The following is a 14092-nucleotide window of genomic DNA, read 5'->3' as shown; positions in this document are numbered from 1 at the left end:
TTGTTCTTTATTTTCTTTAGTGTTAAAACTATCCCTGCAATACTTTACTTTATCCCGATTTAGAGTAGGATTGTTGTTTTTTTATTCTCCGGTACAAATTTACATAAAAAAACCTGAGTATAAAACTCAGGTTTCAGTGTGTGGTATAATATCGTATGCCTTAATTGGCTTGTAAAGATTTATCCATCGCTTCAGCTGCACGTCTTCCGTCTCCCATAGCCAGAATAACTGTTGCCCCTCCGCGAACAATATCACCTCCGGCGTAGACATCCGAAAGGTCGGTTTGCATCGTATCCTGATTGATAACAACAGTACCCCATTTTGTCACATCCAGACCGGTGAATGTTGAAGGAATCAAAGGATTGGGAGATACTCCCACACTCACTATAACTTCATCGACATCGATCCATTCTGTTGCACCTTCGATAGGTACAGGTTTGCGGCGTCCGGATGCATCGGCTTCTCCTAACTCCATTTTCTGAAGGAGCATGCGCTGTACATGACCTTTATCATCGCCTTCGTATTGTATCGGATTATGGAGAGTCAGGAATTCCACACCTTCTTCCTTGGCGTGTTTTACTTCTTCGGCACGAGCCGGCATTTCTTCATCCGAACGGCGGTAAACGACCATAGCCCGTTCTGCTCCAAGGCGGCGTGCGGTGCGTACTGCATCCATAGCCGTGTTTCCTGCTCCGATAATGGCCACACTTTTGCCTTTCTGCACGGGAGTGTCGCTGTCGGGACTAGAGGCATCCATCAGATTGACACGGGTAAGGAATTCGTTTGCTGACATTACCCCTATCAGGTTTTCTCCCGGAATATTCATAAAATTAGGTAATCCTGCGCCGCTGGCTACAAATATTCCTTTAAATCCTTCGGCACGAAGATCTTCGTGAGATATCGTTTTTCCGATAATGCAGTTTTTTACGAACTTAACACCTGTTTTGCGAAGGGTTTCTATTTCTACATCAACAACATCGTTTGGCAGGCGGAATTCGGGTATTCCGTATTTTAATACCCCGCCTATTTCATGCAGGGCTTCAAACACGGTTATGTCGTATCCTCGTTTGGCCATGTCTCCGGCGAAAGAGAGCCCGGCGGGGCCTGAGCCTACAACTGCTACTTTGATACCGTTTGATACCGGCTTTTCGGGTTCGGCTATTATACCGTTCAATCTTTCGTAGTCGGCGGCAAATCTTTCGAGATAGCCGATTGCCACAGGCTCTTTACCCATTTTCTGGATATAGATACATTGGGCTTCGCATTGTTTTTCCTGAGGGCATACACGTCCGCATACAGCAGGCAATGCACTGGTTTCTTTAAGTGTACGTGCGGCTTCGATAAAGTCGCCCCGTTCTATATTTTTTATAAATGTAGGGATGTTGATTTCGACAGGGCATCCGGTTACACAGGTCGGATTTCCGCAATCCAGACATCGTCCGGCTTCTGCAATAGCCTGTTCTTTTGTTAATCCCTGATTTACTTCGGCTTTCAATTCATGGCTGCGAAATTCAGGATCGAGTTCATTCATGTGTACACGTGGACGTTCTCCCCGTTCTTTTGCTTTTACACTTCGTCTCAATTCGTCTCTCCAAGGCTCGCTGCGCCTTTCTTTCATATATTCTTGTCGTGTCATTTTCTTTCTGTTAAGGTCTCTGATTTTTTTATTACTTTGGTAAGTAGAGACAACCAAATCTTGTAGATAATTAATTATTTTCAGTTGTATGCTTTCAGACGCATTAGCATTTCGTCAAAATCAACTTTGTGTGCATCGAACTCGGGTCCGTCGACACAAACGAATTTGGTCTTTCCGTCTACCGATACACGGCATGCTCCGCACATTCCGGTTCCGTCTACCATGATGGTATTGAGCGATGCCATCGTGGGGATATTGTATTTTTGAGTAAGAAGGGACACGAACTTCATCATGATGGCAGGTCCGATTGTTACACACAAATCTACTTGTTCGCGGTTTATTACCGATTCTACTCCGTTTGTAACCAGTCCTTTTTGTCCGTGAGATCCGTCATCGGTCATAACGATTACTTCGTCCGAGTATTTCGCCACTTGTTCTTCTAATATAACAAGGTCTTTGTTACGTGCCGCAAGAACCGATATAACACGGTTTCCTGCTTTTTTCATAGCTTCGATAATAGGTAGCATCGGAGCAATACCAACACCGCCTCCGGCACAAACAACTGTTCCGTATTTTTCGATATGAGTAGCTTTACCCAAAGGTCCTACCAAATCGGTGATGTAGTCTCCTTCTTCGAGGTTGCATAATTTTTCGGACGATAGACCCACACTTTGTACAACAATGGTGATAGTGCCTTTTTCGACATCGCTTTGTGCTATAGTCAAAGGGATACGTTCGCCTTTTTCTCCGACTTTCACAATTACAAAATGTCCTGCACGGCGACTTCGGGCTATGAGAGGTGCTTCTACTACGAATTCAACTACTTTGGGCGAGAAGTATTGTTTCTGGATAATTTTATTCATGTTCTATTTTAAGTAAAAGAAAGTATTTAGTGATACATTTTTAGTCAACAACAGACTTTGGTTGTTATAGTTACCAAAGTAATAAAAAGGTCTGAGACCTTTAATTGAGTGAAAAAAGGTTTGCGACCTTAGTTTGATCACAAATATAGCAAAACAATAGATTTTATCTAATGGATATAGATAAAATGTTTACTTTTTGATATTTGATCGTTCCTTATCTTCTGGAAAAAGTAAGTGTGAATGCCAATTATTACTTAAAATGTAAGGTTGGAGTGTCATATTTTTTTCTGGACGAGAAATACTCCCAATGTGTTTACCCTGATTAGTTTCTGTTTCACCTTAATTATATAGCGACCAATGCATATAGAATATACAATAGGAGTATAATGGATATCAGTATAACACCTATGATGCTGATCATAATGGATTTGAGAACCGAAACAGACTTCTTTTCCTCAAAAAAATAGAGATGGGCTTTGAAAAAATACCAGATAACATATATAATGTTGAATAGCATAAGATACGTATCTACATAGGGCTCTATTCCTGTTTTTTCGAGTATATAATTTAGTATGATATTGATGGTAGAGAGAAGCAGAATGAACGAAAAGAAATAGAGCGTAAATATACCGCTGTCGGAATAATATTTCCTTTGCTTGTAATGGAATACCCATAGCCAGAAGGCAAAAATAGGCATATATACAAATAATACTTTTGGCAGGTTGTGAGTTGCGAATTCTTTAAATTGTTCCCGTTTGTGCTCATTTGAAATGTTGTTTACCGCTTTCAGAAGGTATTTAGTGGAGTAATGCTCCTTGAAAGCTACATTCTGGGTATTGGTAAGCGAATCGAGCTGTTCGGTACTGTTGACTGTCACAGATAGTGGCTTTCCTGTTTGTTTATCTGTTCCCGAAACTGTCAGTTTTACAGCATCGGTATTACCTGAAATATTAGCAATCTGATAATGCGAAAATATTCCTAACGAAAAGAAAGTAATAAAACTGATGAAGATATAAAGCTTGATAGGGTCGACATATGTTTTTCGTTTGCCCGAAATATATTCTTTGGCTAATTTCCCCGGAGACGTAAGCAGATATCTGGCCGTGAGCCATATCGAACTGTCGTAATGAAAAAGATCGGCTGCAAAGTGATGTATGAGTCCCGGAAAAGAATAACGGACTTCTATATTCTCCTGCCCGCAATGAGGACAATACCGATTTTGAACATATTTACCACAGTTTTGACACGTATTGTCTTCTCTGACTTTCTGATGGCTCATGCTTGTTATTTTATATTCTGGGTGTTTGATGAATGTAAAGTGCAAATATATATCGAAATATATCTCAAAATGTCATTTTTTCGGTTTTATATATTGGCTTTTTTCTGTGAAAAAGGATTTTTACCGATGATAATAGTCAAAAGAGCCCATTTTTATAGCAATTTCTGTTAAATAGGTCTTTTATATTAAAGGATTATCTGTTGGTCACATCGATTTTTATTACTTTTAGCCAAATTTTATAGATAGGTAGAATTTAGAAATAACAGTATTATTGTAGAATCAGGTCAGACACCTTAATCCGAAAACACATAAATCGAATGCTTGAGAGTATTTTCAGAAAAAAAGACATCAACCGGATGCTTTCCGAAACCAAAGGAACTAACGATGGTTTGAGACGTAATTTGTCAGCCGCTAACCTTATTACTTTAGGAATAGGCGCTATCGTAGGAACCGGAATCTTTGTTATAACGGGTACAGCCGCTGCTAATTATGCCGGACCCGGATTAACTATCTCTTTTCTAATATCGGCTATAGGCTGTGTAATGGCAGGGCTTTGCTATGCCGAGTTTGCAGCTATGATACCCGTTGCTGGAAGTGTATATTCATATAGTTATTCGACTATGGGAGAAGGGTTGGCATGGTTTATCGGGTGGGTGCTTATTCTCGAATATTTGTTTGCCTGTTCGAGTGTTTCGGTCGGATGGTCGGGATATATGATAAGTCTTTGCGAAGGGTGGGGGATTCATCTGCCTCAACATCTTATTCTGTCTACATTCGATCATACGGATGATGGTTGGGTGATGACAGGCAGCCTTTTCAACTTTCCGGCGGTGTTTATAGTCGTTCTTGTGTCAACATTGTTGATGGGAGGAATAAAGCAGTCGGCATTGATTAATAATATAGTAGTAGTTATCAAAGTAGGAGTAATACTTCTATTTATTGGCTTTGGATTGTCGTATATCAATTTAGAAAACTGGACTCCTTATATTCCTGAGAATACAGGAAACTTCGGAGAATTTGGCTGGAGCGGTATTCTTCGAGGGGCAGGTGTTGTATTTTATGCTTATCTCGGGTTCGATGCCTTATCGACAGCGGCTCAGGAAGCAAAGAATCCGCAAAGAGATATGCCCAAAGGTATTCTTATGTCTCTCTTGGTATGTGCGGTTTTATATATTTCCGTTACAGCCGTGCTTACCGGAATTGTGAATTACAAAGATCTGGATGTAGCGGCTCCTATAGCATTGGCGATAGACCGTGCCGGCAGTGGATTGGCATGGCTCAGTCCTTTTATCAAGCTGGGGGCTATTGCCGGACTTAGTTCCGTTATTCTGGTAATGATGTTGGGGCAGTCACGTATCTACTATTCCATATCGAAGGATGGGTTACTTCCCAAGTATTTTTCTAAGATACACGATAAGAAAGGCATCCCTCATCGTGCCACACTCATAGCATGTATTATTACTTCTGTGTTTGCAGGTTTGTTTCCGTTACATGTTCTCAGTGAATTGGTGTCTATCGGAACGCTTATGGCTTTCGCCATTGTTTGTATATCTATTCTTGTGTTGAGAAAAACAGAGCCCGGTCTGAAACGTCCGTTCAAAACTCCGTTAGTACCTGTTGTTCCTCTTTTGGGCGCGGGTATATGTATTATGCAGATGGTTGCTTTACCATGGAGTACTTGGTTAAGACTGATTATATGGACTGCCGTTGGTTTAGTTATATACTTCACATACGGGCGTAAACACAGTTTGTTGAATAAGCAGAATGTCGAGAATAAAGGGCAGAGTACAAACAAATAAATATTTTTTCATTAACATATCTGAATACTTTTTGTTAACAATGCAGTCTTAAATATTGTTTTTTCTGAATAAATGTATATTTTTGTGTTTATTAAGTACAAGGAATAAACCAACCATTTATATGAAAAAACAATTCGAATTGTTAATGTATACAGGCATTATAGCGGGAGCTGTGATGACTTCTTGTAAAACCCCAGATAGCGTAGTAGTGTATGATGATCAGGCTCGTCCTAAGGTATACAAAGCAACCAAAGGGGATGTTGCAACCCAACAGATAAACCGGACATATACACGTAATGATCAGAATAGTAAAGTGATTTACAGTGCTAATGAATATACTGCACCTATACAGTCCAATCAACCTGTTTATCAGGCACCTGTTAAGACGAATTCCTGCCCGATGGCAGCTGTACAACCTGTTCAGAATTATCAAGACAACTCTTCCGCTCAATACATGCCACAGATTGTGGATATGACTACAGCCCGAAACAACCAGAATCAGCCATCTGTTTATAATTACAATCAGACCGCGCAACCAGTAATCCCTAACTACGGAGGCTATAATTATGTGCAGGTTTATAATACACCTCAGTCAAATAGAACCAACCAATCGGTAAATGGACGCAACAGGTCTTTAGATAATAATTTATATAACAGACCCAATGCTTATACTCTTACCGATGATATGTATACGCCCGAATATCGGTCGATGATGTATAATCGTCAGAACAGATCTGCATATAACCAGCAACCTGTACAAAATGATCCTTATACTGGCTTAATGACTGTTGAAAACGGGAATGTTGTGCCTTACAACAATCAGCCCCGTATTATACAGCAACAAGAATATTATGTACAGCCACAGGTGCAATATCAGGAACCTCAACCTCAGAAATATGTGGTTCCGGCAGAGCCTCAGCAGCAATATTATTATCCACAGCCTCAATCTCAAGCCCCTGACAATCCCGTTTATTCTTATTCTCAGACCGAAGTAAGGCAGATTGAAGAAGGTTATCCTGCAACATTGTACTTTAAAAATGGAGCTAAACTTACAGGAACATTGCTTAATATTGATAATTCGGCATGTATGTTCAAAATGGCAGAAGGACATTTAGTTAATTTTGCCACAAAAGATATTCTTAAAATAGAAAGACGTTGATTTTGTCATTTTACAATAACCAAAAGACCCGAAAATAATTTTCGGGTCTTTTATTTTATAGCTTATATCAGCATCTTATTCCCGTTTTTTAGAGGTCAGTATCTGTGCCAATAGTTTGTAGTTCGACATCAATAAATATCCTATCCCTATTTCGATAATAGAAATGTATAATCTCTTATCATTGGGAGTTGGCATACTCGATAAAAATTGGTTGTTATCGACCGATGTTTGAATACGATAACCAATCTCGACCATGAGCGGAGCAATATTGTTAAGTATAAATATTCCACCCAAAGCAAGGATAATTATTCCGACAGCAGTTTAAGCATGCTGAAAATTGAAGGTAACCCGATCATCATCAAAGCCTTTATCGAGCCTTAATAGATTTATTACTTTATCAGGCGAAAATATAAGTATTATAACCAGCGATATGGTGATGAATGTAGAAACTAACAGCAGAAGGAATGAAGACCATTCAAATGTAATAATGAATAGTGCTACCTGACTGATGAAGGATGAAAGGTAGTTAAAAAATAAAATAATCCCGGCTATTTTGATTAATAGCCTAATTAAATCTTTTTTAGACATGAGGTTAACGTATTTTAAAGTCTAAGAGACCTATTTATTACTTTTGGCAAACGAATAAGTGATCAACCGACCTTCGAAAACTGTTTATCTGTGTTTATCATTAATTTGTCGAGCGAAGCTGCAACATTACGGACAAACGGTGTGGCTTCCGGAAGGATACTGATATAATCAGAATTATAATCGATAATACCATCATTGGCAAATGTACGTAAAATTGTGTCATTGTAGTGCAAAGAAGACTTGATTTCTTCAATATTTGTTTCGAGATGCTGTGCTATATCAGCCCATTCTATGTGATAGTTACACATTAGCGAAGTGATTACTTCACGGGTAATCTGCTCTTCTCTCTTCAGGGTATATCCTTTCAGTACAGGAAGTTCTCCTGCGTTCACTTTTTCTATATAGCTTTTAAGATCTTTTATATTTTGGCTGTAAGCTGTCGATAGCTGGCTGATGCCTGTCACCCCGAAAGCATATACCTGACCCGTAGTCCGGCGGGTACAATATCCCTGAAAGTTACGGTGCAGGTTTTTGTTTTGCTGGGCGATATACAATTCGTCATTCGGACGTACAAAGTGATCTAATCCAACGGTACAATATCCGGCGGAAGTAAGCAGTTGACGAGCAGTTTCGTACAAGTTGTTTTTTTGTACAGGATCAGGTAATCCGGCTTGTTCAAGAATCGCCATTTTGGGATTTACCCAAGGCACATGAGCATACGAAAAAGTAACAAGTCTGTCAGGCTGCATGTCAATAGCCTTACTTATCGTATCGGCAAACGATTGAGGCGTTTGCTGAGGCAGTCCGTAAATAAAGTCCATATTCAGCGCAATACCTTTCGACCTGAGCAAAGATGCTATCTGCTCAACAGGCATTTTAGACGGCTTTCTGTTAACAGTTTTTAAAACATCTTCGTTGAAGTCCTGGATACCCAGGCTCAGGCGGTTGAAACCTGCATCTATCAGGTCGAGCCAGTATTGTTCGTCCAGATATCCCGGATGACATTCTATGGCTATTTCGGGCTGGTCGATGGTTGTAAACCCCGATATCAGCATCTCATTGATTTCTCTTAATGCCGATACCGGTTGAGATGTAGGGCTTCCTCCTCCGTAATGGATCTGGGATATCTTGCGGCTGTGGTCGAGTAGGGGAAGTACCATTTCTATCTCACGCTTGACCGCATCCATGTATTCGGATACTACATTCTTGTTTTGCATCAGTATGGCATTGCATCCGCAATAGTGGCACATCTTGAAACAAAACGGGATATGTATGTAAAACGATATATGCTGAGGCTGCTGTTCGTTAGATGCTATAATGGCATTGCGATAACTCACAGCATCGAATGTTTCGGTGAAGAAGTTTGCCGGAGGATAGCTCGTATAACGTGGTACGGCTACATTATATTTGTTGAGTAACTCTTGTTTCATCATTATCTTCTTTTACTTTATCTTTTCTGAAAATCAGAAGTATATATATCAGAGAGAATAAGGCAATGCAACTTTCGAATAAGAACAGATTGGCATATCCCAGCGATCCGGCGACTTTGCCTGCAATAGCAGCCATAAGCATTCCGCTAAGATGGGTTATGACGGTTTGTATCGTAAAATCGGTTCCTTCGTAGCCTTTACGTACACAATCCATTGCTGTGGTGTAAACAACTATGGTGGCCATACCATAACTAGCCCAAAGAAGGCTGATTCCTAAGTGCAGGGTTGCGATATTTACCTCAAGACAGGTTACCAGCATGTAGAAATACACGGTCGTGATTAAAACACAAACCCCGAAAATAATACGAGGCCAGAATCGTCCGAACCGTCTGACTATAAAACCTCCCGACAGAGAGCCTACACAACCGATAGATGTACCGATGATACCCGACATTACACCTATTTCCTTTATGTTGTAACCATAATCGACCAACATAGGTTTGAGCATGGCTAATGTTCCGATGAGTCCGGCATAGTAGAAAAACAGAAAGATAATTTGTTTCCAGATGCCTTTTTGTTTGAAAAAACCGAGAAGGTCATCAGGATGAGGGGCTTTCATTTCTTTTTTCTTATTGGGCTGTTCGGCGTGGCTGGTCTTGAAAAAGAACAGCGGAACAAGTGCCACAACTACAAATACAGCCAGATAAGGAAGTAACTGGTTCCATCCGACTTTGTGATATAGAAGCAATAATAAACCTCCGCCAATCATTGCTCCTGCAAAACTTCCGACCGACTGCATGCTGTTTACCATACTTTTGTCTTTTTTATCGAATGACAGAACCGCCAGTGCATCGGTCGCTATATCTTGCGTGGCTGATGCTACGAACGAAAAGATGATAAGTGCAACAATGGTATATATATTTGTTTCGAGATCGAGAAAAGAGATTGCGAGTATGATAACTGCATAAATGATTTCCGATGAAAATATCCAACTCTTATAGTGGCTTAGCTTGTTGCAGCTGCGGTCTATTGCCGGTGACCAGAGAAATTTAAGTACCCACGGCAGTTTCATAAACTGTAGGAGTCCGATCGTTTCTAATGAAAAATTCTGCTGGCGCATAAGTACGGGCAGTATCGTTGAGAAAAAACTCATCGGAATTGTTTGGGCAATATACAGACACAAAAAAGTGAAGAGCCGACTTCCGTTGTCAATACCTCGGTTTAGATTCATTCAGTTTATATTTCGCTATTTCAGTAGAAAGGTCTCATCCTTTCTATATTAATAATTATTATTTAGTTGATCGTTGTTTATCAGGTGTTTGTCTTTAAAAGGTAACAAAGGTTACTGCACAATTGCATGTTTTCTATTGTTCCTTTTTTACCCCTCTGTCCCCAAAAGGGGATGCTGCTGTCTCCCGAAAAAGCTCTTAGGGGTTTGGGGCATTTCCCGAAAAGGTTACAAAAGTCACACTCTTTTTGTCTTTTTTCAGAAGTAACTTTTTTCCTTAATTTTTCGTATTTACTAATCTAATAAGTAGCAGTAGGTATTTAACGTCATGTTTTAAAGTAATAACTTTCTATTGGAGTTATACTTGGGTAGACAATAAATAGGTCTGAGACCTTAATTTCCATATTTACTTTTCTGTATAGATAAAAACTGCTATTATTATCTGCAAATTTACAAAATTCAATCGACTAAAAAAATCACTATATGTAGTGACCTGTTTATCGATGCGCCTTTATAGTTCCATTTCGGTTAATGTTGATAATTTATTTGTTTAATATATTGGCGGTTATCCGAAAAAAAACTACATTTGGTAAACCGTCTTGTGTATAGAGGGGGCAGGCCAGCTTCCTTTACTGAAATTAGTCAGAGTTTTTTTATAAAGCAGCACGAGTGTTGAACAATAAAGACGGTGGCGCAACAGGAATTCTGTTTGAAGTATTGATGATCTAACTAACGTAAGTATTCTTGGTATCCTTTGTTTTGATTAAATGTATCAAAATAATGATAAGGACTGAGGTAATACTTACTAAATAACAAAAAAGGTCTGTGACCTTTAAAGAGCGAGGAGAAATAGAATGCCTGATTATACTGTAATCGAATATTATGTAGACAAGGCGATAGCCTTGGCTCGTAAACACCACGAGTATTTAATGTATGTTGACTCGTTTTTTGTTCAGGAGTTTGGTGAGGGTGTCCAACCCGAAATGTATATCGGTTCCAATCCGGAAGAGTATAGGGATAAACCTGATGTTATGAAATTAGTACAGCCCGATACCAGTGGATCGATTGTGAACAAAATAACCGATGAATATAAAGAGTGGAAACCCGTAGCAAGCACAATAACCCCGAAAGATATAAAAGATTTTGAAACCTATTTTTCGATAAAATTACCCGATACATATAAGTGGTACTTAAGTTACAGGCATTTTTATCAGGTGTATTGGAATATCGAAATTAAGCTCTATCCGTCCCCTATAAATACATGGGCAGCTATCCTGAAAAAACAGAATGAGGAGAAACGGGAGTTCATTCTCGATAAAGGATTATTCAGTATCGGAGAGTATAGTGATCACGGGGATATATGTTTTGATCTGCTCGATGAGGATTGCGAAAATAAAGATTACCGGATAGTATATGTCGATAATGAAACGGGTGAAACCGAAAGTCTGGCACCGAATTTTCAGGCTTTATTAGCAGAAATTCTTACCCAGCCCGAACCCGAATTGAAAGAGTTGACTCCTTCCGAAAAAAGATTGTTCGGTCATGTGTTGAAGTAAACTATAACAAATCGTATATCATAAATAAAGAAGTCATTCCAAATAGAATGACTTCTTTATTTTCTTTCTGATTACTACCAGTATCTTCCAGGTTTGTTACTGTGGTATGCTTTCTACCTTATAAGTAACAGTAAGTATTTAATGTTGCATTTCAAAGCAATAACAGGTTGTTGCTGTTATACTTGGGTGGACAATAAAAAGGTCTGAGACCTTAAAATTTCAGATTGACATTAGCCCCGAATGTAAACGGACGTCCTGCCTGAGCAAAGGTCTTACCCATTGATGTAAAATAATATGATATATAATCTTTGCAGCCTATATTTTTAGCCCATAGATCGAATGAGATTTTTTTAGCAACGAATGAGACCTTACCGTTGAATGTTCCATAGTAAGGCTGCATAGCTTTGTTATCTTCATTCCAGTATAGTTTGCCAAGACCTACATATTGCCCGTTTAAGACGATTTTATCAAGAAACGAATCTTTTAGTTTGATGGTGTAATCGGCTGTTACCGAAAATGTATTCGATGGAACCATCGGTAAACGATTGTTAGCATAACTTACAGTGTCATTCACGGTATATCGTTTAAATTTGGCATGAGTGTAACCGTAACTCAACTGCACGCTCAGGTTTTCCATCGGATTTATGTGTAATGTGACCTCAAGACCTTTACTAACCGATTTACCGGCATTACGCAGCAGGAATCCTTTTCCGCTTGGTTGTGATTGTGATATCTGTTGATCTTTCCAGTCTATATAGAACAGGCTGATTTCAGTGTATATCAATTTATCCAAACAGCTTGCTTTTGTGCCTATTTCGTAATTCCAGCTTTGTTCGGGTTTGAACGATCGGTCTTCGTCACGCTCTACTGTTGTATTGAAACCTCCGGCTTTGTATCCTTTGGCGACAGAGAAATAAACTATTTCGTCATTTGTAAACCGATATTGTAATGATGCCTTAGGTGTAAATTCCGAAAAATGATCTTGTCGTCTGATATTCATCGTTTCGGTTTTAGTATCAGCTTTCAGACTATGCACAACCGTGTGCATACGGGCTTCTTCCCAATCGTAACGGGCTCCCAGTATAAGCGATAGTCCATCGGTCAAAATATCGTTGAATGTTGACTGATGGTATACGGCGGCTCCCCTTGTCGGGCTGTTTATATCTTGCAGGGTATGCACGGCTGTTCCTCGGTTATCTATGTCGTTATCGGTACTGAAATCCTGATAAAAACCGAATGCGCCGAATTGCCATTGGTATTTGCTGCTGCCTCTCGATTTGAAGTTTAGTTCCTGAGAAACCATTCTCTGACGTTGTCCGAAGTCTACATAATAAAGGTCGGTAGTACTGAAATCCTGATCTATACCCTGACGTCCGTCGAAGTATTGAAATGATGTCTGCGAGCTGAGTTGTATGTTATCTGTCGTATATGCCACATTCACACCCGTTGTAGAAACATTGCGGCGATAAAACGAGGGCATATTGTAATTGACATCATCTACCGAATTATTTTCGGCATGATATATTCCGTATGGATAACCTCCCTGGTCGGAATACTCGTATGCGGATGTAAGGTGGATATAAAGCTGAGGTTGAATTTTCCAGCTTAAGCGGATACGTCCGGCAGCGGCATCTACAGGATCGGCTCTTTTGCCGGTAAAACGATTGCGGAAATATCCTCCTGCATGCGAAACATTTCCGGACAGGGAATATCCCAAAACATTATTTATATTGCCGTAATGAGATGCTTCGGCCTTGTAATTATCGTAGCTGCTTGCCGATAGGCTCAGGTTTGTTTCCTTGTATTTGAAAGGCGATTTGGTAAATACATTGATGATGCCTCCCATTGTATTACGTCCGTAGAGTGTTCCCTGAGGGCCTCTAAGTACTTCGATGCGGTCTATATCGTTGAGACTGAAATCAAAAGTCGATCTGTCGAAATAAGGGATACCGTCTACATATAAACCTACCGATGGTGCGTTTATTCTCGATCCTACACCTCTGATATATGCGGGTGATGTCATCTTAGAACCGTAGTCCGGAATAAAAAGGTTGGGTACATAAGCACTCACTTCTTTGATATTGCTGATGTTTCGGTCTTTGATCGTCTGATCTGTAATCAATGTAGCAGATACGGGTTGTACCGAAATATTGTCATTCTTTTTAAATGCTTGAATAACAACTTCATCTGCTGTATATGACATTTTTATCGAATCTCGTGGAATGGTTGTGTCTTCGGCTAGTATGGTATTGGTATTCACTAAGGAAATACATAATAAGAGGAGATAACAGTTTTTCTTCATTATGTTCAATTCAAAGGTCACAGACCTATTTATTACTTTGGTAAAAAGTTGGGTTTGATCGAAAAAAGTTGATCGTTAAATACTTTTTTTTAGAAAAAAAGAAAAAAATTAGCTTTTAGTTTATGCAAAGGTAGGAAACTCTAGAATATTAGCAATCACTAGATGTAGTGAGGGGTAGAGAGTGGTTGGGCTTTTTGTAGTCGCTATTCTGGTTTTCTATATTTCTATATTTTTTTTGATCTCATATACAAC

The 14092-nt window shown here is 39.5% G+C and carries 11 protein-coding genes; 3 read left to right on the top strand and 8 right to left on the bottom strand.

From position 1 onward, the window contains the following. Nucleotides 1-160: 160 nt before the first annotated feature. From gltA to K322_RS0116115, 3 genes are all read right to left on the bottom strand, one after another. Nucleotides 161-1636: an NADPH-dependent glutamate synthase gene (gltA, locus tag K322_RS0116125; protein ID WP_026627799.1), complete on the bottom strand. Its 1476-nt coding sequence runs from the start codon at nt 1634-1636 to the stop codon at nt 161-163. A gap of 80 nt (nt 1637-1716) precedes the next feature. Then, nucleotides 1717-2499 carry a sulfide/dihydroorotate dehydrogenase-like FAD/NAD-binding protein gene (locus K322_RS0116120; RefSeq protein ID WP_026627798.1) on the bottom strand — a complete coding sequence of 261 codons (783 nt, stop codon included), beginning with the start codon at nt 2497-2499 and terminating at the stop codon, nt 1717-1719. Between the two features lie 343 nt (nt 2500-2842). Beyond that, on the bottom strand, nt 2843-3778 hold the full coding sequence (locus K322_RS0116115) for a DUF3667 domain-containing protein (protein ID WP_026627797.1): 936 nt from the start codon (nt 3776-3778) through the stop codon (nt 2843-2845). A 317-nt stretch (nt 3779-4095) separates the two neighbouring features. Between K322_RS0116115 and K322_RS0116110 the strand changes: the two genes are divergently transcribed. Together K322_RS0116110 and K322_RS0116105 are read left to right on the top strand one after the other, a co-directional pair. After that, nucleotides 4096-5577, top strand: coding sequence for an amino acid permease (locus K322_RS0116110; protein WP_035332283.1), 1482 nt, complete (start codon nt 4096-4098; stop codon nt 5575-5577). A 121-nt stretch (nt 5578-5698) separates the two neighbouring features. Continuing rightward, complete coding sequence (locus tag K322_RS0116105) at nt 5699-6736, top strand: hypothetical protein (RefSeq protein WP_026627795.1); 1038 nt, start codon at nt 5699-5701, stop codon at nt 6734-6736. Between the two features lie 75 nt (nt 6737-6811). Here the strand turns inward: K322_RS0116105 and K322_RS0116100 are convergent, their stop codons facing one another. The 4 genes from K322_RS0116100 to K322_RS0116085 all read right to left on the bottom strand — a co-directional run bounded on the left by K322_RS0116100 (nt 6812) and on the right by K322_RS0116085 (nt 9985). Continuing rightward, nucleotides 6812-7030: a hypothetical protein gene (locus tag K322_RS0116100; protein WP_026627794.1), complete on the bottom strand. Its 219-nt coding sequence runs from the start codon at nt 7028-7030 to the stop codon at nt 6812-6814. A gap of 27 nt (nt 7031-7057) precedes the next feature. Continuing rightward, the gene (locus K322_RS0116095; RefSeq protein WP_026627793.1) at nt 7058-7324 is read right to left on the bottom strand and encodes a hypothetical protein; all 267 of its coding nucleotides are present in this window, start codon (nt 7322-7324) and stop codon (nt 7058-7060) included. A 62-nt stretch (nt 7325-7386) separates the two neighbouring features. Continuing rightward, nucleotides 7387-8754, bottom strand: coding sequence for an oxygen-independent coproporphyrinogen III oxidase (gene hemN, locus K322_RS0116090; protein ID WP_026627792.1), 1368 nt, complete (start codon nt 8752-8754; stop codon nt 7387-7389). Next, nucleotides 8726-9985, bottom strand: coding sequence for an MFS transporter (locus K322_RS0116085; protein ID WP_026627791.1), 1260 nt, complete (start codon nt 9983-9985; stop codon nt 8726-8728). Before K322_RS0116085 ends, hemN begins: the two co-directional genes overlap by 29 nt. A gap of 851 nt (nt 9986-10836) precedes the next feature. On the opposite strand from K322_RS0116085, the gene K322_RS0116080 reads away from it, so the two are divergent. Next, the gene (locus tag K322_RS0116080) at nt 10837-11538 is read left to right on the top strand and encodes an SMI1/KNR4 family protein (protein ID WP_026627790.1); all 702 of its coding nucleotides are present in this window, start codon (nt 10837-10839) and stop codon (nt 11536-11538) included. A gap of 211 nt (nt 11539-11749) precedes the next feature. On the opposite strand, the gene K322_RS0116075 is transcribed toward K322_RS0116080, so the two are convergent. Beyond that, a complete protein-coding gene (locus tag K322_RS0116075; protein ID WP_026627789.1) occupies nt 11750-13840 on the bottom strand; it encodes a TonB-dependent receptor in 2091 nt (696 codons plus the stop codon). Nucleotides 13841-14092 lie beyond the last annotated feature (252 nt).

This window comes from Indolivaga capnocytophagoides DSM 22835, from assembly GCF_000426485.1.
GTDB lineage: Bacteria > Bacteroidota > Bacteroidia > Bacteroidales > Dysgonomonadaceae > Dysgonomonas_A > Dysgonomonas_A capnocytophagoides.
This window is presented reverse-complemented; position numbering and strand designations above follow the sequence as displayed.